Raw genomic sequence first — 22,870 nt, forward strand, 5'->3', positions numbered from 1 at the left:
ACTTCAGCAGGGCCTCCTCGAACGCGGCCTTGGCTTCGTCCGGGAGCGACCAGGCCTGGCCCATCAGCACCTGCGCGTGCCGGTAGCTGATCTGGCCCGACCGGAGCGCGGCCATCGTCAGCGGAAGCTCCCCAGTGAGACACCCGCTCTCATGGATCAAGGTCTCCGCCGACCGCTGTGGAATCCGGATCGTGCAGGCCAACTCGCTCGTGAACTCGCGCTCGGCGACGGTGTCGGCGTCCCACCGCGACCCGGGCACCCGCGGCGCGGTATCCGCGGTCCCCGTCGCGAATCGGTGGGCCTCGTCGATGAGGTCTGCCAGTGCGGCGGCGTCCTGGGCCAGCTTGCCGTGCGCCTCGCGGATGGCGTCGAAGTACTCACCGCGTGTCTCCTGCTGTTCGATGAACGAGGGCTTCATGAGGATCACGTTACGGGTACCCACTGACATTGCCCGCGGCATCCGCCCGCCGGAGTCTGCGCTGTGGATACCCAGATCAAGGCCACATTGTGGAGGAGAAGTCCTGGCTCGCCGACGGCCCACGGGCGGCCGGTCGACCGCCGCCTCCGGGGCCGAGCAGCAGCCGGCCACCGAGGCCATAATGGCTGCACGAGTTCATCGTGACCGGACCGCAACCTCAGAAACCACACTTCTTACATTCCTTTCCATATGATTTAGGTCAGAGCGAGCTAGGAGACTTCGTGACCGCTGACCAACCCGCCATTCGGCTGACCGGACTGACCAAGAGTTTCGGCGCCGTCAACGCCGTCGACGGCGTGGACCTCGACATCGCCGAGGGGGAGTTCTTCTCCATGCTCGGGCCCTCAGGCTCCGGCAAGACCACGGTCCTGCGCCTGATCGCCGGCTTCGAGCAGCCCACCTCCGGCACGGTGTCCCTCCTCGGTCAGGACGTCACCAACCGGGCTCCCTTCGACCGCGACGTCAACACCGTCTTCCAGGACTACGCCCTCTTCCCCCACATGAGCGTGCTCGACAACGTCGCCTACGGGCTGCGAGTGCGCGGGGTCTCCAAGCGGGAACGGCACGCGCAGGCGCAGCAGGCCCTGGAGACCGTGCGCCTGGGCGGCTTCGGAAACCGCAAGCCCGGCCAGCTGTCCGGCGGACAGCGCCAGCGGGTCGCCCTGGCTCGTGCCACCGTCGTGCGCCCCAAGGTGCTGCTACTCGACGAGCCTCTCGGCGCCCTCGACCTCAAGCTCCGCGAACAGATGCAGGTCGAGCTGAAGGAACTGCAGCGGGAACTCGGCATCACCTTCATCTTCGTCACGCACGACCAGGAGGAGGCCCTCACCCTGAGCGACCGGATCGCGGTCTTCAACGAGGGCCGGATCGAGCAGCTCGGCACCCCGGCCGAGATCTACGACCGGCCGGTGTCCCCATTCGTCGCGGCATTCGTCGGAACCTCGAACATCTTCACCGATGCCCTGTCGCGCGTGCTGCTCGGGCGCGGCGGCATCCACACCCTGCGTCCGGAGAAGATCAGCATCGGGCGAACGGATGCCGCCCTCGCCACCGAACGCACGGCCGCCGGCACCCTCGCCGAGGTGATCTACGTCGGCAGCAGCACGCGCCTGATCGTCGACCTCGACGCCGGCATCCGCATCGTGGTGCTCGAGCAGAACGACGCCCACCGGGTGAGCGAAGACGAGCGCGGGTCACGGGTGAGCATCGGCTGGGGGGACCGTGACGTGGTCGCCCTGGAGAAATCGACCGCCGTCGCCGCCGAGGCGGGCTCCGCGCCCGCCGACGGACAGCCCGGAGTGCCCGGAACGGGCCACATCAACGGCCAGGTGATCGGGCAATCCGCCACCGAGCCCACCGAACCAGCCACCGAAACAGCACGATAACTGGAATGGAGAACGCGATGAAACGCTTCACAGCACACCGTAAATCGGCAGCCCTCACGGGCCTGGCGATCGTCTCGGTTGCCCTGCTCACCGCCTGTGGCACCACCAGCGGAAAGAGCGAGGGCACCGCCAGCAGCGAAGCTCCCACCAAACTCGGAGCCAACGAGAAATCGGTGTCGATCCTGGCCTGGCCCGGTTACGTCGAGGACGGCAGCAACGACCCCGCCGTCGACTGGGTGAGCGCCTTCGAAGACGAGACGGGCTGCAAGGTCAACAGCAAGACCTACGGCACCTCCGACGAGGCGTTCAACCTGATGAAGACCGGCGAGTACGACGTGGTCGCCGCCTCCGGCGACGCGTCGCTGCGCCTGGTCGCCGCCGGGGACGTCGCCCCGGTGAACACGGACCTCATCCCCAACTACGCGGGCGTCTACGACTTCCTGAAGATGCAGTCCTGGAACAGCGTCGACGGGGTCGCCTACGGGATTCCCCACGGCTACGGAGCGAACCTCCTGATGTACAACACGGATGTGTTCACTCCGGCCCCGGCGTCCTGGGACGTCGTCTTCGACAAGTCCGGCCAGTACAAGGGCAAGGTGACAGCCTACGATTCCCCGATCTACATCGCGGATGCCGCCATGTACCTGATGTACCACCAGCCTGACCTCGGCATCAAGAACCCCTACGCGCTCGACGAGACCCAGCTTGCCGCGGCCGTCGACCTGCTCAAGGGGCAGCGGGAGAACATCGGCGAGTACTGGTCGGACTACTTGAAGTCGATCCAGGCGTTCGAGACCGGCGACACGGTCGTGGGCACCACCTGGCAGGTCATCCGCAACTCCCTCGCCGAGGGCACCCCGGCGGAGGTCGTTCTGCCCAAGGAGGGCGTCACCGGCTGGTCGGACACCTGGATGATCGCGTCCCAGGCCAAGAGCCCGAACTGTGCCTACGCCTGGCTGAACTACATCGCCAGCCCGAAAGCCAACGCCCAGGCCACCGAGTACTTCGGTGAGGCTCCGTCCAACCAGGCCGCCTGCGACTTCACGACCGACCCCAACCAGTGCGCGACCTACCACGCCGGCGACGAGGAATACGCGGCGCAGATCTGGTACTGGTCGACCCCGATCGAGAAATGCCTCGACGGGCGCACCGACGTGAAGTGCACCGACTACGCGGCCTGGACGACCGCGTGGCAGGAAATCAAGGGCTAACGGTCCAGATTCAATCAGGACAGAAGAGGAATCATGACGGTTGACGCACCCGCTCAGCCCGAGCTGCGGGCGGTGGTGCCCCCTCACCGGGACACCATCGCCCGGCGCGGCTCGGTCCTGCTGAGCAAGCACCCGCGCCTGCGGCTGACGCTCCTGCTGTCCGCACCCCTGTTCTGGCTCGGCCTGGTCTACATCGCGGCCCTGGCCGCGCTCCTGATCACCGCCCTGTGGACCGTGGACACGTTCACGGGCACCATCTCGCAGACCTGGACGCTCGACAACATCATCACCGTCCTGACCGGGTCGCTCTACCAGACCGTGACCGTGCGCACGGTGGGCGTGGCCGTGCTGGTGACGGTGATCGACATCGCGGTGGCCCTGCCGATCGCCTTCTACATGGCGAAGGTGGCCAGCCCCCGCTGGCAGCGCATCCTGGTGATCGCGGTGCTGATGCCCCTGTGGGCCAGCTATCTGGTCAAGGCGTACGCCTGGCGGTCGGTGCTGTCCCAGGACGGCATCTATGAGTGGCTGGTGGCGCCCTTCGGCGGGCATACCCCCGGGTACGGGTTGCCGGCCACCATCATCACCCTGTCCTATCTGTGGCTGCCGTACGTCATCCTGCCCATCTACGCCGGCCTGGAACGCGTTCCCGATTCACTGCTCGAGGCCTCGGGCGACCTGGGCGGCAAGACCGGGGCCACGCTGCGCCTGGTCGTGCTGCCGATGATCTGGCCGGCCATCATCGCCGGATCCATCTTCAGCTTCTCCCTCTCCCTGGGTGACTACATCACCGTGAACATCGTCGGCGGCGCCAACCAGATGCTCGGCAACCTCGTCTACACGAACGTGGGCGCCGCCAACAACCTCCCGCTCGCCGCGGCGATCGCGCTGATCCCGATCGTCATCATTTTCGGCTACCTGGCCGTCGTGCGCCGCACCGGCGCGCTGGAAAACCTGTAGGGGACGACATGCGATTGAGCCGCCCAGCGCGGGCCATCCTGGCCGGAATCACGGCCCTGATCCTGCTCGTGATCTACCTGCCCCTGATGGTCGTCCTGGTGAACTCATTCAGCACCAGCACCAGCCTCACCTGGCCGCCGCCGGGCCTGACCCTGGAATGGTGGGGCAAGGCCTTCCGCAGCGAGGGCGCACTCGACGCCGTCGTCACGAGCGTGCAGATCGCCCTGATCGCCACGATCGTGTCGCTCGTGCTCGGCACCCTGATCTCCCTGGCCCTGCAGCGCTTCGAGTTCTTCGGGCGGGACGCCGTGAGCCTGTTGGTGATTCTGCCGATCGCGCTGCCCGGAATCATCACCGGCATCGCCCTGAACAACGCCTTCCGCACCATCCTCGGCCTGCAGCTGTCGATCGCGACCGTGATCGTCGCCCACGCCACGTTCTGTATCGTCACCGTCTTCAACAACGTGATCGCCCGGCTTCGGCGGCTCGGCACCAATTTTGAGGATGCCTCCGCCGACCTGGGCGCGGGCCTCTGGACCACCTTCCGGCTGGTGACCTTCCCGCAACTGCGGTCGGCGCTGCTCGCCGGGGGGCTGCTGGCCTTCGCGCTCAGCTTCGACGAGATCATCGTGACGACCTTCACCGCCGGAGCCGGGGTGAAGACGCTCCCGCTCTGGATCCTGGACAACCTGTTCCGACCGAATCAGGCGCCCGTCGTGAACGTGATCGCCGTCGTGCTCGTGCTCGTCTCGATCGTGCCGATCTACATCGCCCAACGCCTCGCGGGCGCCGAGAAGGTCCCCCGGTAACCGGTCAGCGCCCGGGCAGGCCTACCGGCGTGCGTCGCGGCCGGTCAGCGCCAGGAGGCGTGACTGCAGTGGGGCGTCCTCGCTCGTGACCACGGGGGAGGCGAAGAGGCCGCTGGCCTCCAGGGTGTCCCGTTGCGGTTCGAACACGCTCCACACCGCCTCGACCAGCGCATCAGCGAGGGCCTCGTCGGCGCCCGTGGCCCTGGCCAGGTCCCAGGTGTGGACCGTCACGTCGGAGACCTGCTCGCGGAGGTAGTCGGAGGCCGGGACCGTGTCGTACGACAGCTGCACCGGCGCGTCGGCAGCCGTCGCCGTCCACGCCGCGGTGGCCAGCGCGGAGTGGGTCTCCCATTCCGCGGCCAGGTCCGGGCCCAGCGGGGGGAGGGAGCGCCGGGCGTCCAGGACCGTCAGGCCCGCGAGCAGCGGCGGTACCCATTGCTGCTCGATCACGACGTGGCGCACGAGCTCCCGCACGGTCCACTCGGTGTCGGGCGTCGCCGCGGACCAGTCCGAGATCGCGCCCACCCTGGCGCTGAATTCCCCGGCCGCCTGCTTCTGCAGTGCAATCCAGTCAAAGGTCGCGAGGTCGTCGGTCATGGCGTTCCAATCGTTTCCCGGTGCAACAGCCGACCGTCCGCTCGCATTCCTCGCCGGGGTGGAACAGCGCCGGGGTGGAGCGGTGTCGACGGTGTGGGTTAGGGTCTCTCCATGAGTAGGCAGGACGGTAGCGACCGCACGGTCTCGGCCGAAGCGGTCGACGACAGTTCGGCGACCCTGCTGCACATCGACATGGACGCGTTCTTCGCGTCGGTGGAGCTGCTGGACCACCCGGAGCTGGTCGACCAGCCCGTGATCGTGGGCCACCGGTCGGGCCGGTCCGTGGTGACGGCGGCGAACTACGTGGCCCGTCGCTACGGCGTCAACTCGGCCATGCCGATGGCGCTCGCCCTGCGCAAGTGCCCGTCGGCGGTCGTGCTCGAACCCCATATGAGCCGGTACAAGGATTTCTCCGCGCGCGTCATGCGGATCTTCGGGGACATCACCCCGCTGGTCGAGCCGCTCAGCATCGACGAGGCATTCCTCGACGTCGCGGGGGCCCGGCGGCTGCACGGGTCACCGGCCGTGATCGCCGCGCTGATCCGCCGCCGGGTCGAGGCCGAGACCGGACTCACCTGCTCGGTCGGCGCCGCCTCGACGAAATTCGTCGCGAAAATGGCGTCGAGCCGGGCGAAACCCGACGGCCTGCTCGTCATCCCCGCGGAGGACACGCTGGCGTTCCTGCATCCGTTGCCCGTCGGCGCCCTCTGGGGGGTCGGCGCGACAACCGAGCAGAGCCTGCTGCGCCTGGGCCTGGCCCGGATCGGCGACCTCGCCGACACGCCTCTGTCTGTGCTGCAGAAAGCGGTGGGGGAGTCAGCCGGGCGCAAGCTGCACGACCTGGCCTGGGGGCGCGACCCCCGGGCGGTCACGGTGGAGCGCGAGGAGAAGAGCGTCGGCCACGAGGTGACGTTCGAGCACGATGTGAACGACCTCGCCCGGTTGCGCAGCGAACTGCTGCGGCAGGCGGATGCCGTGGCCGTCAGGCTGCGGAGCGCCGGCCTGGTCGGCCGCTGCGTCGTGCTGAAGCTGCGCTACCCCGATTTCAGTACCGTCACCCGCTCCCGCACCCTCGCCGAACCGACCAACGTCGGGCGGCGCATCTACGAGGAGGCGGCGGCCAGTTTCGACCTGCTCGCGGTGAAGGGCATCCGGGTGCGGCTGATCGGCGTGCGCGTCGAGCAGCTCGGCGAGGGTGACGGGGGAGGCGCGGGGCTGTGGGACCCTGATGACGACTGGCGGGGCGCCGAGCGGGCGGTGGATTCGGTGACCGCGCGCTTCGGCCTGGGCATGGTGCGGCCGGCCTCGCTACTGGGCCCGGCACGACCCGGCTCGGCCCGCCCCGGCACGCCCAAACCAGACAAGGGGTAGCCTGAGGGCATGACTAGCCTTCCGGAAAAGCTCGCAGAAATCTCTCGTTCGGCCGGCGTGAAATCGGCCTACGGTGACCCGGTCCAGATCGACGGCGTCAGCATGGTCCCCGTCGCGCTGGTGTACTACGGGTTCGGCGGTGGTGAAGGGGAATCCGAGGACAAGGGCAGTGGCACCGGTGGCGGCGGTGGCGGAGCCTCGCTGCCGATCGGCGCCTACGTCAGGTCGGGCGGAACGCTGCGTTTCGAACCGAACGTCATCTCGCTGCTCGCCGTCGGCATCCCGTTCGTCTGGGTGGCCGGCAAGGCCTTGGCCCGCGTGATCCGCGCCCTGAAAAAATAACGCTCAGGAGTCCTGCTCCGGGGTGAACACGTCGGGGATCCCGTCGTCGTCCGCGTCGAGCCGTTCCTTCTCGTCGATGATGCGGTAGTGCCGGTTGCGCACCCGCAGCACCACGGTCGCCAGCAGCGCCGCCAGCAGCGACCCGGTCAGGATGGCCACCTTGGCATGGTCGTCGTGCGGGCTGCCCTGACCGAAGGCCAGTTCGGCGATCAGCAGGGACACAGTGAAGCCCACGCCGCCGAGCATGGCCACGCCGAGCACGTCCACCCAGGCCAGGTCCGGGTCCAGTGAGGCCCTGGTCGTCTTCGTGACCACCCAGGTGGCCAGCATGATGCCGATCGGCTTGCCCAGCACCAGGGCCGCCACGATGCCGAGGGCCACGGGATCGGCCAGGGCGGCACCCAGGCCGGCCACCCCGCCGATGGTGACCCCGGCGGAGAAGAACGCGAACACGGGAACGGCGAAGCCGGCCGAGACTGGGCGGATGCGGTGCTCGAGGTTCTCCGCCAGGCCGGGGCCTGCCCCGGGCCCGCCGCCGCGCCGGCTGCGCACCACCGGCACGGCGAAGCCCAGCAGAACGCCGGCCACCGTCGCGTGAATGCCGGAGCCGTGCACGAGCGCCCAGGTGGCCAGGCCCAGGGGCAGCAGGATGACCGCGGCGCCCCAGGGCGTCGAGCCGAAGAAGACCGAGTACCGGTGCGCCAGGAACGCGAACACGCCCAGCGGCACCACGGCCAGGAGCAGCGGGAGCGGCTGGATGTCGGCGGAGTAGAAGAAGGCGATGATGCCGATGGCCAGCAGGTCGTCGACCACGGCCAGGGTGAGCAGGAAGATGCGGAGGGCGCTCGGCAGCCGGGACCCGATCACGGCCAGGACCGCCACGGCGAAGGCGATGTCGGTGGCGGTCGGGATCGCCCAGCCGCGCAGGGTTTCCGCACCGGAGTTGGCATTGATGGCCACGAAGATGAGCGCGGGCACGATGACGCCGCCCACGGCGGCGGTGACCGGAACGACCGCACGGCTGAACGTGCGCAGATCACCGGCGACGAACTCGCGTTTCAGTTCCAGCCCGGCGAGGAAGAAGAAGACGGCGAGCAGCCCGTCGGCGGCCCATGCCCCGAGGCTGAGGTTCAGGTGCCAGGGCTCGTAACCGATTTCAAAGTCCCGCAGGGCGTAGTAGCCGTCGGCGGCCGGCGTGTTGGCGAGGATCAGCGCGAGCACGGTGGCCAGCAGCAGCAGGGCGCCGCCGACGGTCTCCTTGCGCAGGATCGACGCGACGCGCTGGTACTCGGGGTAACTGCTGCGGCGGAAGATCCAGGCTCTGGTTTCGCCGGGGCCGGCAGGCGGGTGGGGTGAAGTCACGGGAGGTCCTCTGGTTCATGGCACGCCAAAACGGATGTCGACCAGGCTTCCCGACTCACCGTTACCCAGAGTACACGGCGGCGTGCGGCCTCCGGGAGAGGAGACTCAGCGCCGGCGACCGCGGCGCAGCCACGCGGGGAAGTGCCAGGGCCCGGACACCGGCAGGCCCCGCCGCATCCGTCGCCGGCGCAGAATGAACCGGCGCATCAACAGGAGCAGCAGTCCGGCGAGCACCAGCGGGACGACCGCGCTCACCGGGAATTCCCCGGGGGGCGGCCCGTGCGGGCGATCTCAGGTCGGCATGCCATGCCGCGAGTCTAGGCCGCGGCCTATACTCGAAACGAACACGGGAGTCCGGTCAACCGGGCTGAGAGGAAGCTTCTGAAGCTTCGACCGTCGAACCTGATCTGGATCATGCCAGCGCAGGGAGGCAGATTATCTCGTACCCGTGCCCTGGAAACACTACGGAAAGGGCACGACCAGTGCACGCAAACACCACCCTTCTCACCCGGTCCACCGAACGCTCGCCGCGGAATTTCCGCTGGCGGGTCGTCGACATCGTCATCGCGAGCGTCATCGGCGTGGCCAGCGGACTCATCTTCATCGTCTGGAACCAGGCCTACAACCCGCTGAGCGGGCTGCTCACGCCGTTGCTTCCCGGCCTGCAGGCCCTGCTCGGCGGCGGATGGCTCTTCGCCGGCGTCCTCGGCGGGCTCATCATCCGCAAGCCCGGCGCGGCGCTCTACACCGAGCTGCTCGCGGCCGTCGTCTCCACCCTGGTCGGCGGCACGGCCTGGGGCGCCACCATCCTCGTCTCCGGCGCCGTGCAGGGGCTCGGGGCCGAGCTGGTCTTCGCGCTCTTCTTCTACGCCAACTACCGTCTCTACGTGGCGCTGCTCGCGGGAGCGGGGGCCGGGCTCGCGCTGGCCGTGAACGACCTCCTGCTCTGGTACCCCGGGTCCGCCGCCCCGTTCATCACCATCTACGCCCTGTCCGCCGTGGTCTCCGGGATCGTGGTCGCCGGCCTGCTGTCCTGGCTCGCGATGCGGGGGCTGGCGCGAACCGGCGCCCTCTCGCGCTTCGCCGCAGGACGCTCGACCCGGCCCCGGGTCTAGGGGCACAGCCATGACACCGGCAGAAGCGGCCACCGTCCCGGGGGCATCCGTGCTCGCCCGTGACTGGGGCTGGCGGCATGCCGGTCGCCGCGGCTGGGCGGTCAGGGGCCTCGACCTGCGGATCGACCCCGGAGAACGGCTGCTGCTGCTCGGCGCGTCCGGCGCGGGCAAGTCCACGCTGCTGCACGCCCTGGCCGGCGTGCTCGGCGGCGACGAGGAGGGCGAGCAGACCGGCCGGTTGCTCGTGAACGGCCAAGAGCCCACCGCGGCCCGCGGCCAGTCCGGCCTGCTGTTGCAGGACCCGGATTCGCAGGTCATCCTGGCCCGCCTCGGCGATGACGTGGCCTTCGGTTGCGAGAACCTCGGCGTGCCGCGGGACGAGATCTGGCGGAGGGTGCACGACGCCCTCGAGATGGTCGGCCTGGATCTGCCGCTCAGCCATCCGACGTCGGCGCTGTCCGGCGGGCAGAAGCAGCGGCTGGCCCTGGCCGGGGTGCTCGCGATGCGCCCCGGCCTGCTGCTGCTCGACGAACCGACGGCGAACCTCGACCCTGAAGGGGTCCTGTCCGTGCGCGATTCCGTGGCCCGGGTGCTCGAACACTCGGAGGCCACCTTGATCGTGATCGAACACCGGGTGGCCGTCTGGCAGGGCCTGGTAAACCGGGTGGTCGTGCTCGACCAGGGCGGCGGAATCCTTGCCGACGGGAACCCCGACGAGGTCTTGACCCGTCAGGGCGAACAGCTGGCGAAGGTCGGTGTCTGGGTTCCGGGCCGGGGGAGCGGACTGCCGGCGTCCCGGCGGGGCGCGGCGCCGCGGAGCACGGGCTCGCTGAACGCCGGGCCACTGAGCACGGGACCACTGAGCACGGGACCACTGAGCACGGCGCTGTTGCAGACCAGGGCACTGTCCATTGCCCGCACCAAGGATGCCGTCGTCGCCTCTGACATCGAACTCGCCGTGCACGCCGGGTCTGCGCTCGCGATCACCGGCCCGAACGGCGCCGGAAAATCGACCCTGGCGCTCACCCTTGCGGGGCTGCTCAAGCCGGCGTCGGGGCGGGTGCTCGCGAGCGACGCATTCGCGGCCGGGGCGGGCGCGCAACCGATCCGCTGGAAGTCACGCGAGCTGCTCACCCGGATCGGAACGGTGTTCCAGGACCCGGAGCACCAGTTCGTCGCCGCGACCGTGCGGGCCGAACTCGCGGTCGGACCGCGGGCGCTGGCCCGGCCGGAGGCCGAGATCACCGCTCGGGTCGACGAGGTGCTGCAGCGGCTCCGCCTCGACCAGCTGGCCGACGCGAACCCGTTCACCCTGTCCGGCGGCGAGAAACGCCGTCTGTCCGTCGGCACGGTGCTCGCCACCCGGCCGCGGCTCCTGGTGCTGGACGAGCCGACCTTCGGCCAGGACCTCCGCACCTGGCGGGAGATCGTGGCTCTGCTCGAGGAACTCATCACGGAGGGCACGGGCGTTGTCGCGGTCTCGCACGACGCCGACTTCGTCACCGCGCTCGCCGACCGCGAATTCCCGATGGCCGCCCCGGCCCAGGCACCCAGAGTGGCGGCCGCCCGATGAGCGTGCTCGCGCCCGCCCGGGGTCAGCAGGCCATCTTCCGGGTCAACCCCGTGGCCAAGCTCGCGGCCGCACTGCTGCTGGCGGGTGTGCTCATGCTGACCGTCGACTGGGTGTCCGCCGCCGTCGCGCTGGCCTGCGAGTCCGTGCTGTTCTTCTTTGCCGGATTGTCCCTGCGGGCCTTCTTCTGGCGCACCCTCCCGGTCTGGATCGCGGCCCCCACGGCCGGGCTCACCACCCTGCTGTACGGCCAGGCGTCCGGGCAGGAATACTGGCACCTCGGGCTGGTGCACGTCACCGAGGGCTCGACCGCACTGGCCATCGCGACCACGCTGCGCATCCTGGCCATCGGGTTGCCGTCGGTGGTGTTGTTCGTGACCGTCGACCCCACCGACCTGGCGGACGGCCTCGCCCAGATCGTTCGGCTGCCGTCCCGGTTCGTGCTCGGCGGCCTGGCCGGGCTGAGACTGGTCGGCCTGTTCATCGAGGACTGGCGCGCCCTCGAACTGGCCAGGCGGGCCAGGGGGATCGGGGACGGCGGCGCCATCCGTCGCCTGGCCGGCCAGGGGTTCGCCCTGCTCGTGCTGTCCATCCGCCGGGGCAGCAAACTGGCCACCGCGATGGAAGCGCGTGGTTTCGGCGCCCCGGTACGGCGCACCTGGGCCCGGCCGGCCACCTTCCGCGGCCGGGAATTCGCACTCGTCGGGATCGGCCTGGTCGTCGCGCTGCTGGCGGTATTCGTCTCCGTGGCAACGGGAAGCTGGAACTTTGTGCTCGCCTGACCCGGAACGGATGCTGCTGCTCGCGCCCGTCCTGGCCGCCCTGGCGGCCGCAGGGCCGACGCCAGTCGTGCTCATCGACGGTCCGAGCGGGGCCGGCAAGAGCACCCTGGCCGACGCCCTCGTCCTGGCCTGGCCGGGCATGGTCAGGCCCGTGCTGGTGCGCCTGGACGACATCTACCCCGGCTGGAACGGGCTGGACGCCGCCGTGGCCCAGCTGACCGACCACATCCTCGGACCGCGTCGGCGGGGGGCGCCGGGGGCCTGGCAGCGCTACGACTGGGAGCGCGGCCAACCGGCCGAGTGGCACCTCGTCGACCCGGCGCGCCCGCTGATCGTGGAGGGCTGCGGGGCGCTGGCCGCCGCCAACCTGCCGCTCAGCGACATCCGGGTGTGGCTGGACGCCGACGACCGGCTGCGCAAGCAGCGCGCCCTGGCCCGGGACGGAGAGGCGTTCCGTTCGCACTGGGACCAGTGGCAATCGGAGTGGGAGGCCTACCGCAACCGGGAACGGCCGGAACGGCAGGCGACGATCCGGCTCGCCGCGGCCGGAAACACTGCGGGAAGCCCCGCGGGCAGGCTAGGTTGAAGACATGGCCGGTCAAACCGAAAAAGACGTAATGTACACCGCGGAGTTCACCGACGGGCCCCTCGCGGGGCAGGTCGACACCCGTGCCCTGATCCACGGCAAGCACGACCCGCGGATCAGCATGATGGCGGCCGTCGAGGGCGTCGAAACGACGTTCTGGTACGACGAGGTCGACGAACGCGACGTGCAGGGCCGCCTGCACGTGCGGTATCGCTTCGACGCCGGTGAGAGCGATCCGTACGAATTCACCCACGAAACCGACTAGCGCTCAGCCGGGCTCGTTCGCGGGCTCGCGGTCGCTGACCGTGGCGGTCACCTTTTCGCGGTCACTTATTGGCATCGAGCAGGGCCGTGATCATCGCCACGGGGTGCAACAGCCGCCAGCCGAGTCCCGGTGCGGGGATTGTCCGGTCGAGCACCAGGGGTGATGACACGCTCTCCCCGCCCGCCTCGACCGACACCCGGCCGATGGTGCGTCCGGCGCGCCCGGTGGAGATGCTGTCCAGTTTCACGTCGGCGACTCCGGGTGCCACGGCCTGCCAGCCGAACCGGGTCTTGGCCGTGCGCACGGTCGCGGAGGACGTGGCACCCCAGGGGGTGCTGAACCGTGCGTAGGCGTCGCCCAGCGCGAGCACGGGCAGTTCGGTGACTCCCGAGCGGGCGCTCTCCATCAGGGCGGTCACGTCCGCGGTCAGCGCGTCGTAGTCGGGCTCCCCGATCACGGCGCCGGCGAAGGTGAAGACGGATGCCCCGGTGCGCACCTGGGCGGTGAAGAGGAAGCAGATGCCGGCGGCATCCGTGTAACTGCGGGATATGCCGGTGACGCCCTCGTCGGCCAGGAACGCCGTGGTGTTGTCGACGCCGCGCTGGCCGACCAGGGCCGAGGCCGGTTGGGCGAGGATGCCGGCGATCACCGGGTCGGACGCGGCCAGCCCGGCCAGCCGGGCCAGGTCCGTGGCGGTTCCGGCACTCTTCTCGCTCAGGCCGGTGGCGTCGGCGACGACCGTGCCGGTGAGTCCCTGCGTGCCCAGCCAGGCGTTCGCGGCGGCCACGTAGGCGTCGATCGAGCCGAAGGCCCATCGTGCGAGGGTGTCGGCATGGTTGTTGCTGGAGCCGAGGACCATAGCCTGGAGCAGCTCGGTCTCGGTCCATTCCTCGCCCGGGAACACGACGACTGTGCGGGCGCCGGTGCTGCCGTAGGAGATGTAGTCCTGGTAGTCGGCGGCCGAGATCGTGATCTTCGGGCCGGCGTCCCCCGCCGGCAGCGGCTTCTCGGCCAGGACGACCAGCGCGGTCACGATCTTCGTCGCCGCCGCCATCGGCAGGGCATCCCTGGTGCCGCCGACCGCCAGCGGGACGTGCTCGCCGAGGTCGCCGGCCTTGAGGGTGACCGTGGTCGGCGCGGTGGGATCAGGGGTGAGCGTGGTGAGCCCGATGACCGCGCTGCCGCCGGCCGCCGGGAGAACGGGCGGGGACGCGCTGGCGGGGCCGGGCGCGGGTGTGTCCAGCGTCGCCGACGCCGCCGGCAGCGGGCCCAGCAGGGTGGCCGGGCCGTACACGCCGACGGCGAGGATGACGAGGGCGCCGACCGCGCTGCCGATGATGCGGCCAGGTCGGTATCTACTCATGACGCAAGGCTAACGTCCGACGGTCATCCCCAGCCGAGGTCGTGCAGCCTGTCGTCGTCGATGCCGTAGAAATGTGCGATTTCGTGCACGAGGGTGATGTGCACCTGGTCGCGCAGCTCGTCCAGATCCGCGCACAGGGCCAGCAACGGTTCGCGGTAGAGCACGATCCGGTCGGGCATCTCGCCGAAACCGTACTGCCCGCGTTCGGTCAGGGCGACGCCGTCGTAGAGGCCGAGCAGATCGAGGCTGCCGTCTTCCGGCCGGTCCTCGACCACGAAGATGACGTTGTCGAGGCCGTCGACCATGTCGTCGGGCAGCAGATCCAGCTCGTCGATGACGAGACGTTCGAACTCGTCGTGATTCAGCGGCAGCATCCGTTCAGCATCTCACGACGCGAATCTCACGACGCGAACGGCCTAACCGTTGGCGGCTGCGTTGATCGTGATGGTCGTGAGGCCACCGGCGGCAACGCCCCACTTGTCCAGGATTTTGCCGTAGGAGCCGTCATCGACCATCGACTGCAGGGCGGCCTGCACGGCCGGTGTCAGTTTGGAACCCTTGGCCACGGCCATCCCGTACGGCGCCTCCTCGAAGGAGGTGCCGGCGGTCTGTAGCTTGCCTTCGGTCTTGGAGATCGCGTACAGCGTGACGGGCGAATCGGCGCTGAAGGCGTCGGCCTGGCCGAGCACCGTGGCGTTGGTGGCCGAATCCTGGGTGTCGAACTTGAGCTTGTCGATCGGGGGCTTGCCGGCGGCGACGCAGGCGTCGCTCTTGGCCGGGATCTCGTCGGTGTCTTCGTACGTCGTGGTCTGCACGGCGATCTTCAGTCCGCAGGCGTCGTCGGGGTCGACGGTCTTGCCGGTGGCCGAGGCCCACTGGATGCCCGCGGTGTAGTAGTTGACGAAGTCGACCTGCTCCTCGCGCTTGAGGTTGTCGGTGAACGAGGAGATGCCCAGGTCCATTTTGCCGCCGATGATGCTCGGGATGATGGTGTCGAAATTGGCGACCTTGTAGGCGGCGGTGAGTCCGAGTTTCGCGGCGAGGGCGGAGCCCAGTTCGATGTCCCAGCCGATCGGGTTGCCGGAGTCGTCTTTGAACTCGTTGGGGGAGTAGTTCGGGCTCGTGCCGATGACGAGCTTGCCGGACGCCCGGACGGCGTCGGGGAGCATTGCCTCGGCGGCGGCATCCTTGGTCACGCTGCTGTCGGCTTTCCCGGAACTTCCCGACGTGGCGGGCGTGGAATTGTCGACGCAGCCGGTGAGCAGGAGGGCGGCCACGGCAGCGAGGGCGGGGAGGGTGTAACGAGCGCGCATAGGAATTCCTTCGTCAGATGTCGTTCCGGCGAGTCTAGGAGCAGCCGATCTCGCTCAGAGAATCGCCGGGCGCAGGAGAGGAAATGAATTCCAGATCGTGATGAAGCCGGTACTTCTATTGGGGTGAGTAACGGGGCTTGAACCCGCGACCTCCTGGACCACAACCAGGCGCTCTACCAGCTGAGCTATACCCACCATGCGTTGCTTTTCCCGCAGGAAAGGCAACTCATGAATTCTATTACATGTTTGGACCGAAGTTGTGCACGGCTTCGGCTGCACGGCTCTTGGCCTGGTCGCTGGAGGGCCCCGGGTCGCTCACGAACACGGTCTGGCGGTAGTAGGCCAGTTCGCGAATCGATTCGAGGATGTCGGCCAGGGCGCGGTGTCCGCCGTCTTTCGCCGGGGCGTTGAAGTACACGCGGGGGTACCAGCGCCGGGCGAGTTCCTTGATCGAGGACACGTCCACGTTGCGGTAGTGCAGCTGGTTGTCCAGACGCGGCATGTACTTGGTCAGGAATGCCCGGTCGGTTCCGATCGAGTTGCCGGCCAGCGGCGCCTTCTGGTCGGCCGGGATGAACTTCAGCACGTAGTCGAGCACCTGCAGCTCTGCCTCGGCGGCGGTGAGGCCGTTCGGCATCTCGGTGATGAGGCCGGAGGTCTCGTGCATGTCGCGCACGAAGTCGTTCATGTTCTCCAGTGCGGCCGCGCTCGGCTTGATCACCAGGTCGAGGCCCGGATCGATGATGTTCAGGTCATAATCGGTGATCACCACCGCGATCTCGCACAATTCATCCGTGTCAATGTCCAAACCGGTCATTTCACAGTCAACCCATACCAACCGGTCACTACTTTTTGTCATGAGCCGAGTCTATCGGCGGCCGCCGACCACGATTCCTGGCCGCGATCACGGCCGGGTCCGGTCGGCCGTGGCCTCACCGCGGCCCGCTTTCGTAGACTGGCCTTCCCTGCGGCACACGAAGAAGGATTCCCTGATGGAGCTCACCTATTTCTCGTCCGCCTTCTGCGAGCCGTGCCGGCAGACCCGTGCGGTCCTGGCGGAGGTCGAACGCCTCGTTCCGCAGGCCCATGTGCGTGAGCTCGACGTGGCGCGAGACGTGGCCGAGGCGGAGGCCAACGGCATCCGGATCACGCCCACCGTGATCGTCCGGGACGAGGCCGGGGTGGAGGTCTTCCGGGCCAGCGGGGTGCCGACCCTCGCGCAGGTGCTCGTCGCGGCAGCGAAAGCGGTCTGAGGCCGGTTCCGCACTCCGGAGCCTGGTCTGCGGTATCGTTGAACGTTCTCCGCCCCCGTAGCTCAGTGGATAGAGCAGCGGCCTTCTAATCCGCTTGTCGTAGGTTCGATTCCTACCGGGGGCACCGTATACCCACACTCGGGCCGGTCGGCCACGGCCGCCGGCTTGATCAGCGAGCCGGCCTGGGCACTGTTCGGACTCAAACGTGCTTGGACCGGCCGGAGATGAACTGGACGAGCCAAACGATGATGGCAATCACCGCGAGAACGATCCCCACCCAGAGGAGGAAGTTCAGAGACTGAACCAATCCACCGGTGATGAGGAGCCCCACGGCAATGATTGCGATGATGATCAGCAACAAGTTCATTGGTCTTTCCTCCTTGATGATTCAGGAATGAGAGCAAATCAGGTGAGTCTCTGCGGACATCCTGCCGCTATTTGCGCGATTTGCATATGCCCCTGCAATCGGTCGGCTGATGCCCTGCGGTGGGCCGAGGTCGAGCGTCGACGTCGGCGTGGGCGGCGTGCAGTCCCCGGTGCGCGGCGAGTAGTCTTGATCTATCGGCCAATCGACCGGTGACGTTTTCCTCGAAGAAGAAGAAAGTGTGTCATGTCCGGCAAATATGAAGTTTTCGCAGAACGCACCGGCGGTTACGGGTTCAGGCTCAAGGCCAACAACGGCGAGGTCATCGCCTCGTCGGAGAACTTTAAGACCAAGGCAGAAGCGCTCAAGGGCATCGAGTCCCTGCGCTCCCACGCCAAGTCCCACGTGGTCGACCTGACGGAGCCCACGGACTGACTCCGCTCGTCCTCGTCGGGCGCCGGTCTGTGCGGGCGTGGACGGGGCCGGACGCGGCGGTCGATTCGGCGGCCGGCTTGATAGATTCGGTGCATGCGAGAACTTCAGGCGCGAATCATCGCGGAACTGCACGTGTCCCCACAGATCGACCCTGCTGCGGAGGTGCGGCGGCGGGTGCAATTCCTCGTCGACTATCTCGTGCGGACGGGGGCGAAGGGTTTCGTCCTGGGCATCAGTGGTGGCCAGGACTCCAGCCTGGCCGGGCGCCTGTGCCAGCTTGCCGTTGAGCACCTGACCGCGGCCGGTCACCCGGCGATCTTTCTCCCGGTACGGCTGCCGTATGCGGTCCAGCGGGACGAAGACGACGCGCAGTTGGCCCTGGACTTCATCAACGCCCGGTCGACCATCACCTTCAACATCGAACGAGCCGTCAACGGCGTCGAGGCGGAATTCGCCGACAGCCTGGGCTGGCCGTTGCCCGATTTCGACAAGGGGAACGTCAAGGCCCGGGTGCGTATGGTCGCCCAGTACGCCCTCGCCGGATCCCACGGTCTGCTGGTCGTCGGCACCGATCACGCCGCGGAGGCCGTGACCGGGTTCTTCACGAAATACGGCGACGGCGGCACCGACATCCTGCCCCTCACCGGACTGAACAAACGCCAGGGCCGCGCCCTGCTGGTCGAGCTCGGCGCGCCCGACCGCCTCTACCTGAAGCTCCCGACCGCCGACCTGCTCGACGACAATCCCGGGCAGACGGACGAGGCGAACCTGGGCCTGCGGTACGAACAGATCGACGACTTCCTCGAAGGGCGTGCGGTAGCCGACGACGCGGCCGTCGCGATCGAGAAACGCTACCTGAGCAACGAACACAAGCGCCGGGTGCCCGCGTCGATGTTCGATGATTGGTGGCGCTGACCGGCCGCTCTGCCGGTCGGCGGGCGGACTCGCGCGCTGTGCACCAGACAGAAAACTGGCCCGTACGTCGGATGACGGACGGGCCAGTTTTGTGTGTGGGGGTGAGACTGTGTGCCGGTCGTTGGTTCTGGGTCGTTAGTTCTGGAGGGGGAGCGGGCGAACCTCGAGGGCCTGCACGTCGTCGAGCAGACGCTGGGTCTCCGTGGACGGTGACGGGGTGCCGGCCGCGTAGTTGAGCGGGGCGGGAACCGGAGCGGCGTGCTCCGTGAACTGGTCGTGGTGCTGCTGGGCGGCCCAGGCATCCTGTTCGGCCAAAAGGCTCTTCTCGGAGGTGGTGTTCGCCACCTTCCAACGGTCGAGGTCGCTCTGGAAGACCTTGCGTGTGCGGGAAGGCTTGCTCTGCCACTCGATCAGGCGGTCGCGGAACTCGAGCAGCGCCGGCTCCAGCTGGTAGCCGAACGTCGCGGAGGTGCGCTTGAGCTCGGCCAGCTGGTGCGCGGCCCAGTTAGCGGCGACACTCGCCCCCTTGATCGGGAGCAGGCGCAGTTGCACGTCGGCCTGACCGACCGCGCGATCAGCCATGACCTGCTCCTGCGGGGTGAGCGAGTTCCACACGGATGCCTCGGTCGCGGCATCCACGAGGGTGCCGATCACGGAGGCCTTCAGCTCACGATCGTGCTGTGCGAGCAGGCTTCTGACTGCCCCGCGGGAGACCCAGGCCGCCAGGAGGCTGGCGACGACGATCGAGAGAATGAGCACCACGGCGCCGAACACCACGGCCTGGTTGCTGGCTGCCGTGAGCCAGGATACGAAACTATTCCACCACTGCATGAGCGCACTTTACCGGCGTCCCGGCCCGATTGCGGGGAACAACGTCGGCGTGCCCGATCGACATGACCCACGTGTACGCAATCGTTGCGAACGGGACGTGAGAGGACGTGATTCGAGCGCTGGTCAGCGGAAACAGTCCGCGGCGTCGTCGATGCGCCAAAACGTGCCCAGATCGCTGCTGCGGGTGGCGGCGATCAGGCGGCGTGCGGCGAAACGGTCGCCGTCGGCATCCGTGCGTTGTTCGATGTGGCCGAGGACCGCGCCGGACCGGCCGATGACCCGCCAGAGCCCGGACCGCACGGGGACCAGAACGAGACCACGGAAGGACGGGACCGCCGGCGACGCGGTGATCGTCACGGGCGAGGCGGTGGAGCGGATTGCGGTGGAGCGGAATGCTGTGGACATGGGATTCCTCCGAGATCGGCCGGCCGCGGGTGATGGTGTCATCACGCTATGCCGGGCCACCGACATCCGGTGCCAACGGGGACGCCTCCGCCCCTCCGCAGTCCCGCTTTCGGAACGAATTCGACGGAGATTTTGCCCGAAACGGGCCCAAACACGCCGCAAGCGCCCGTTTGCAGCAGAATCTCCGTCGAATTGGTTAGCGGGCGGGACCCTCCATCATGGCCAGGTCCTGACTGGCCAGGTCGAGGTCGAGGACCTTGTTCGGCCTGGCGGTCTGGGCCACGACGATGCCGGCCAGGACGAGGACGACTCCCGCCATCTGCAGGCCGTCGAGGGACTCGCCGAGCCACAGGAACGCGAACGCGAACGCGAAGATGACCTCCGAGGCGGAGACGATTCCGGCCGCGGTCGCGTTGAGGCGGCCGAGCGCCATATAGGAGAGCAGATACGGCGCGAAGGAGCCGAAGACCCCGTTCCAGACCATCAGAACCCACAGGGGGAGCGAAACCGCCTCGAGATTGCCGTGCAGCGCGACGTCCTGAACCAGGATCTGCGGTTCGACCTGCCACCACGCGCTGAACACCAGCCAGAACGCGCTGGCGAAGAGCATGGACCAGAACGAGACGGCCAGGGGCGAGGTCGAGGCGACCTGCCTTTCCCCGACCAGGAAGTACACGGCCAGGCAGATCGCGGCGAGCACCCCGGCCACCACGCCCGGGCCGGAGAGGGTGCTGGCCCAGATCTGGGCGACCACGGCCATCCCGATCAGGACGCAGCCGATGGCCAGCCAGATGCGGGGCTTCACCCGTTCCTTGAAGACGAACCGGGCCACGATGGCGACGAGCAGCACGCCGGCGTACTCGAGCATCAGCGCGATGCCCACCGGCAGCAGGCTGATCGCCAGGGCATAGAACCACTGGATCAGGGCGACCCCGGCGACGCCGAGCACGGCCATCACGACCAGCTGCCGGCGGTTGATCCGGAACGCACGACGGTTGGTCAGCGCCAGGAGGCCGCCGGCCAGCACGGCGACGACCGTGACCCGGAAGAACGTCAACTGCGCGGGGGAGAGCCCGGCCTCCACGATCACCTTGGTGGTGCTGCCGTTGAGGCCGAAGAGCAGCGACGCGAGGAGAGCGTAGAGGTAGCCCACCCGCTCTAGCCCAGTCCGGTGCCGTGCACGGCGTACGGTTCGATCATGGCGATTTCGTCGTTGGTCAGGGCAGGGGCGTCCAGTGCTGCCACGGTCTGTTCGAGCTGGTGCACGCTGCTGGCGCCGACGAGCACGCTGGTCACCGAACGTTGGCGCAGGATCCAGGTGACCGCGAGCTGAGCCAGGGTCTGGCCGCGCTCGTGCGCAATGGCATTGAGCGCCCTGGCCCGGTTGAGGTAGGTGTCGGTGAGGACGGTCTCGGAGAGGAACCGGCTGGTGGCGACCCGGGAGTCCGAGGGCACCGAGCCGCCGAGGTACCGGTCGGTGAGCAGACCCTGCGCGAGCGGCGAGAAGACGATGCTGCCCACGCCCAGTTCGTCGAGAACCGGGAAGAGGCCGTCTTCGATGTGGCGGTCGAACATCGAATAGCGGGGCTGGTGGATGAGGAGGGGGACCTTGTGCTCGGCCAGGGCCGCCACGGCGGCCCGGGTCTGCTCCGGGGTGTAGCTGGAGATGCCGACATAGAGGGCCTTGCCCTGGTGAACAGCGGATGCCAGCGCTCCCATGGTCTCCTCGATCGGAGTTTCCGGGTCAGGCCGGTGCGAGTAGAAGATGTCGACGTAGTCGAGACCGAGCCGGCCCAGGCTCGCGTCGAGGGAGGAAAGCAGGTACTTGCGGGACCCGAAATCGCCGTACGGCCCCGGCCACATGTCGTAGCCGGCCTTGCTGGAGATGATCATCTCGTCGCGGAAGGGACGGAAATCCTCGGCGAAGATGCGGCCGAAATTGGTCTCGGCTGAACCGGGAGGCGGGCCGTAGTTGTTCGCCAGGTCGAAGTGGGTGACTCCGAGATCGAACGCGCGGCGGAGGATGGCGCGCTGCGTGTCGATGGGCCGCTCATGGCCGAAATTGTGCCAGAGACCCAGGGACAGCGCCGGGAGCTTGAGGCCGCTCCGGCCGGTGCGTCGGTAGGTCATGTCGGCATAGCGGTTCGGAGCAGGTACGAAGGTCATTCCGTTACTCTAGGGGCGTGAAAACTTTTGTGGTCGCAGGTGGATGTTTCTGGTGTCTCGATGCCGTGTATCGGGTCTTGCGTGGCGTCACCGATGTGGTCTCCGGCTACACCGGCGGAACCGCTCCGAACCCGAGCTACGAGTCCGTCTGCACCGGCCGCACCGGTCATGCGGAGGCCATCGCCGTGACCTTCGACCCGGAGGTCATCCCGGAGAGCGTCATCCTCGACGTGTTCTTCACTCTGCACGACCCCACCCAGCTGAACCGCCAGGGCGCCGACGTGGGCACCCAGTACCGGTCCGCCATGTTCTACACCGACGACGAGCAGAAGCAGCTCTTCGAAACGGCGCGCACGCGCGCCGCCGAATGGTGGGGCGACGGCATCGTCACCACGATCGAGCCGCTCGACGAATACTTCGTGGCCGAGGACTACCACCAGGACTTCTTCGCGAAGAACCCCGGTCAGGGCTACTGCATGGCCGTGGCCCTGCCCAAGGTGAACAAGATCCGCAAGTCGTACGCGGAGTACATCGTCAGCTGATCTCGCCTGCGCCGGTTTGCGGATAGGTTCACGGCGCAACCCGCCGAAGGATCAGAAACGGCGTCTCAGAACGGCGGCGGCTCGTCGGACTCGTCCGGCAGTACCGGTTTCCGTTCCGGCGCCCGTCCGTCGTGTTCCGCTTTCGGTGACGGTTGGGGCTGGATGATGGTGGCCGGTTCGCTGATGAAGTGCCGCCCGGTCGGTGAGGTCCAGTAGAGCGTGCCGTCGGGCCGGATGTCGTAGGACCACCGGGTCTCGGACTTCAGCCCATGCTCACCGGGACACAAATGGGCGAGATTGTCGTGCGCGGTGAGCCCGTCGAACTGCCAGTCCAGCGCATGATCGATGTCGGAGTGCGCCGCGCCGCGGTTGCAGCCCGGGAACCGGCACGTCTCGTCCCGCACCTCCAGGTAGCGCCTGAGGTCTTTGGGCACCTTGTAACGGTCGCGG

The 22,870-nt window shown here is 68.2% G+C and carries 29 protein-coding genes, 2 tRNA genes and 1 riboswitch; of the genes, 16 read left to right on the forward strand and 15 right to left on the reverse strand.

Translation table 11 applies throughout. The features are described from left to right. Positions 1-418, reverse strand: a 418-nt coding sequence (locus E3O49_RS00260) for a DUF222 domain-containing protein (protein ID WP_160140981.1), incomplete at its 3' end; no start/stop codon positions are given. Positions 419-699: 281 nt separating this feature from the next. Here E3O49_RS00260 and E3O49_RS00265 point away from each other — a divergent pair. From E3O49_RS00265 to E3O49_RS00280, 4 genes are read left to right on the forward strand one after another with little or no spacing between them, the layout of a single operon-like run. After that, positions 700-1,863 carry an ABC transporter ATP-binding protein gene (locus E3O49_RS00265; RefSeq protein ID WP_134366357.1) on the forward strand — a complete coding sequence of 388 codons (1,164 nt, stop codon included), beginning with the start codon at positions 700-702 and terminating at the stop codon, positions 1,861-1,863. A gap of 17 nt (positions 1,864-1,880) precedes the next feature. Further along, positions 1,881-3,074, forward strand: a complete 1,194-nt coding sequence (locus E3O49_RS00270) for an ABC transporter substrate-binding protein (protein WP_134402239.1) — start codon at positions 1,881-1,883, stop codon at positions 3,072-3,074. Positions 3,075-3,107: 33 nt separating this feature from the next. Further along, complete coding sequence (locus E3O49_RS00275) at positions 3,108-4,034, forward strand: ABC transporter permease (protein ID WP_134366359.1); 927 nt, start codon at positions 3,108-3,110, stop codon at positions 4,032-4,034. A gap of 8 nt (positions 4,035-4,042) precedes the next feature. Then, a complete protein-coding gene (locus tag E3O49_RS00280) occupies positions 4,043-4,843 on the forward strand; it encodes an ABC transporter permease (RefSeq protein ID WP_134402240.1) in 801 nt (266 codons plus the stop codon). A gap of 21 nt (positions 4,844-4,864) precedes the next feature. Here the strand turns inward: E3O49_RS00280 and E3O49_RS00285 are convergent, their stop codons facing one another. Next, complete coding sequence (locus E3O49_RS00285; RefSeq protein ID WP_134366361.1) at positions 4,865-5,440, reverse strand: TIGR03086 family metal-binding protein; 576 nt, start codon at positions 5,438-5,440, stop codon at positions 4,865-4,867. 111 nt (positions 5,441-5,551) lie between these two features. On the opposite strand from E3O49_RS00285, the gene E3O49_RS00290 reads away from it, so the two are divergent. Then, positions 5,552-6,811: a DNA polymerase IV gene (locus tag E3O49_RS00290; protein WP_134366362.1), complete on the forward strand. Its 1,260-nt coding sequence runs from the start codon at positions 5,552-5,554 to the stop codon at positions 6,809-6,811. A gap of 9 nt (positions 6,812-6,820) precedes the next feature. Beyond that, a complete protein-coding gene (locus E3O49_RS00295) occupies positions 6,821-7,153 on the forward strand; it encodes a hypothetical protein (RefSeq protein WP_134366363.1) in 333 nt (110 codons plus the stop codon). A gap of 3 nt (positions 7,154-7,156) precedes the next feature. Here E3O49_RS00295 and nhaA read toward each other — a convergent pair whose 3' ends face one another. Together nhaA and E3O49_RS16400 are read right to left on the reverse strand one after the other, a co-directional pair. Then, entirely contained in the window at positions 7,157-8,515 is a 1,359-nt protein-coding gene (gene nhaA, locus E3O49_RS00300; RefSeq protein ID WP_134450800.1) for a Na+/H+ antiporter NhaA, read from the reverse strand. 105 nt (positions 8,516-8,620) lie between these two features. After that, on the reverse strand, positions 8,621-8,770 hold the full coding sequence (locus E3O49_RS16400; protein WP_160140982.1) for a hypothetical protein: 150 nt from the start codon (positions 8,768-8,770) through the stop codon (positions 8,621-8,623). An 81-nt stretch (positions 8,771-8,851) separates the two neighbouring features. Continuing rightward, a riboswitch (TPP riboswitch) is annotated at positions 8,852-8,961 on the forward strand. Positions 8,962-8,997: 36 nt separating this feature from the next. Between E3O49_RS16400 and E3O49_RS00305 the strand changes: the two genes are divergently transcribed. From E3O49_RS00305 to E3O49_RS00325, 5 genes are read left to right on the forward strand one after another with little or no spacing between them, the layout of a single operon-like run. Continuing rightward, entirely contained in the window at positions 8,998-9,630 is a 633-nt protein-coding gene (locus E3O49_RS00305) for an ECF transporter S component (RefSeq protein WP_134366365.1), read from the forward strand. Positions 9,631-9,640: 10 nt separating this feature from the next. Continuing rightward, positions 9,641-11,203, forward strand: coding sequence for an ABC transporter ATP-binding protein (locus tag E3O49_RS00310; protein ID WP_134411093.1), 1,563 nt, complete (start codon positions 9,641-9,643; stop codon positions 11,201-11,203). Beyond that, positions 11,200-11,982 carry an energy-coupling factor transporter transmembrane component T family protein gene (locus E3O49_RS00315; RefSeq protein WP_134366367.1) on the forward strand — a complete coding sequence of 261 codons (783 nt, stop codon included), beginning with the start codon at positions 11,200-11,202 and terminating at the stop codon, positions 11,980-11,982. The genes E3O49_RS00310 and E3O49_RS00315 overlap by 4 nt, the downstream gene beginning before the upstream one ends. Continuing rightward, positions 11,969-12,568 carry a nucleoside/nucleotide kinase family protein gene (locus E3O49_RS00320; protein ID WP_241978615.1) on the forward strand — a complete coding sequence of 200 codons (600 nt, stop codon included), beginning with the start codon at positions 11,969-11,971 and terminating at the stop codon, positions 12,566-12,568. Before E3O49_RS00315 ends, E3O49_RS00320 begins: the two co-directional genes overlap by 14 nt. 4 nt (positions 12,569-12,572) lie before the next feature. Beyond that, positions 12,573-12,833, forward strand: a complete 261-nt coding sequence (locus E3O49_RS00325) for a hypothetical protein (RefSeq protein ID WP_241975732.1) — start codon at positions 12,573-12,575, stop codon at positions 12,831-12,833. 61 nt (positions 12,834-12,894) lie between these two features. Here E3O49_RS00325 and E3O49_RS00330 read toward each other — a convergent pair whose 3' ends face one another. The 5 genes from E3O49_RS00330 to orn all read right to left on the reverse strand — a co-directional run bounded on the left by E3O49_RS00330 (position 12,895) and on the right by orn (position 16,368). After that, positions 12,895-14,196, reverse strand: a complete 1,302-nt coding sequence (locus E3O49_RS00330) for a D-alanyl-D-alanine carboxypeptidase family protein (RefSeq protein ID WP_134450802.1) — start codon at positions 14,194-14,196, stop codon at positions 12,895-12,897. 23 nt (positions 14,197-14,219) lie between these two features. Then, complete coding sequence (locus tag E3O49_RS00335; protein WP_134366369.1) at positions 14,220-14,570, reverse strand: metallopeptidase family protein; 351 nt, start codon at positions 14,568-14,570, stop codon at positions 14,220-14,222. Between the two features lie 42 nt (positions 14,571-14,612). Further along, positions 14,613-15,509 (reverse strand): ABC transporter substrate-binding protein, encoded by an 897-nt coding sequence (locus tag E3O49_RS00340; protein WP_134366370.1) that lies wholly within the window; start codon positions 15,507-15,509, stop codon positions 14,613-14,615. Positions 15,510-15,628: 119 nt separating this feature from the next. Next, positions 15,629-15,704, reverse strand: a tRNA-His gene (locus E3O49_RS00345). 43 nt (positions 15,705-15,747) lie between these two features. Beyond that, the gene (gene orn / locus E3O49_RS00350) at positions 15,748-16,368 is read right to left on the reverse strand and encodes an oligoribonuclease (protein ID WP_134366371.1); all 621 of its coding nucleotides are present in this window, start codon (positions 16,366-16,368) and stop codon (positions 15,748-15,750) included. A gap of 133 nt (positions 16,369-16,501) precedes the next feature. Between orn and E3O49_RS00355 the strand changes: the two genes are divergently transcribed. Further along, positions 16,502-16,762 (forward strand): YbbN family protein, encoded by a 261-nt coding sequence (locus E3O49_RS00355; RefSeq protein ID WP_134366372.1) that lies wholly within the window; start codon positions 16,502-16,504, stop codon positions 16,760-16,762. Positions 16,763-16,813: 51 nt separating this feature from the next. Then, positions 16,814-16,886 (forward strand) — tRNA-Arg (locus E3O49_RS00360). Between the two features lie 75 nt (positions 16,887-16,961). On the opposite strand, the gene E3O49_RS16655 is transcribed toward E3O49_RS00360, so the two are convergent. Then, positions 16,962-17,129: a hypothetical protein gene (locus E3O49_RS16655; RefSeq protein WP_166789118.1), complete on the reverse strand. Its 168-nt coding sequence runs from the start codon at positions 17,127-17,129 to the stop codon at positions 16,962-16,964. A gap of 243 nt (positions 17,130-17,372) precedes the next feature. On the opposite strand from E3O49_RS16655, the gene E3O49_RS00365 reads away from it, so the two are divergent. Beyond that, a complete protein-coding gene (locus tag E3O49_RS00365; protein WP_134366373.1) occupies positions 17,373-17,561 on the forward strand; it encodes a YegP family protein in 189 nt (62 codons plus the stop codon). A gap of 93 nt (positions 17,562-17,654) precedes the next feature. Beyond that, positions 17,655-18,476 (forward strand): ammonia-dependent NAD(+) synthetase, encoded by an 822-nt coding sequence (gene nadE, locus E3O49_RS00370; protein WP_134366374.1) that lies wholly within the window; start codon positions 17,655-17,657, stop codon positions 18,474-18,476. A 135-nt stretch (positions 18,477-18,611) separates the two neighbouring features. Here the strand turns inward: nadE and E3O49_RS00375 are convergent, their stop codons facing one another. From E3O49_RS00375 to mgrA, 4 genes are all read right to left on the reverse strand, one after another. Continuing rightward, entirely contained in the window at positions 18,612-19,307 is a 696-nt protein-coding gene (locus tag E3O49_RS00375) for a hypothetical protein (protein ID WP_134366375.1), read from the reverse strand. Positions 19,308-19,430: 123 nt separating this feature from the next. Next, a complete protein-coding gene (locus E3O49_RS00380) occupies positions 19,431-19,712 on the reverse strand; it encodes a hypothetical protein (RefSeq protein WP_134450804.1) in 282 nt (93 codons plus the stop codon). A gap of 196 nt (positions 19,713-19,908) precedes the next feature. Then, complete coding sequence (locus E3O49_RS00385; protein WP_134366377.1) at positions 19,909-20,865, reverse strand: DMT family transporter; 957 nt, start codon at positions 20,863-20,865, stop codon at positions 19,909-19,911. A 5-nt stretch (positions 20,866-20,870) separates the two neighbouring features. After that, positions 20,871-21,878 (reverse strand): L-glyceraldehyde 3-phosphate reductase, encoded by a 1,008-nt coding sequence (gene mgrA, locus E3O49_RS00390; protein ID WP_134366378.1) that lies wholly within the window; start codon positions 21,876-21,878, stop codon positions 20,871-20,873. 17 nt (positions 21,879-21,895) lie between these two features. On the opposite strand from mgrA, the gene msrA reads away from it, so the two are divergent. Then, a complete protein-coding gene (msrA, locus tag E3O49_RS00395; RefSeq protein ID WP_134366379.1) occupies positions 21,896-22,420 on the forward strand; it encodes a peptide-methionine (S)-S-oxide reductase MsrA in 525 nt (174 codons plus the stop codon). Between the two features lie 65 nt (positions 22,421-22,485). Here the strand turns inward: msrA and E3O49_RS00400 are convergent. After that, positions 22,486-22,870 (reverse strand): HNH endonuclease signature motif containing protein (locus tag E3O49_RS00400; RefSeq protein WP_206750379.1); only part of this gene is annotated, 385 nt, incomplete at its 5' end.

This window comes from Cryobacterium shii, assembly GCF_004402595.1.
GTDB lineage: Bacteria > Actinomycetota > Actinomycetes > Actinomycetales > Microbacteriaceae > Cryobacterium > Cryobacterium shii.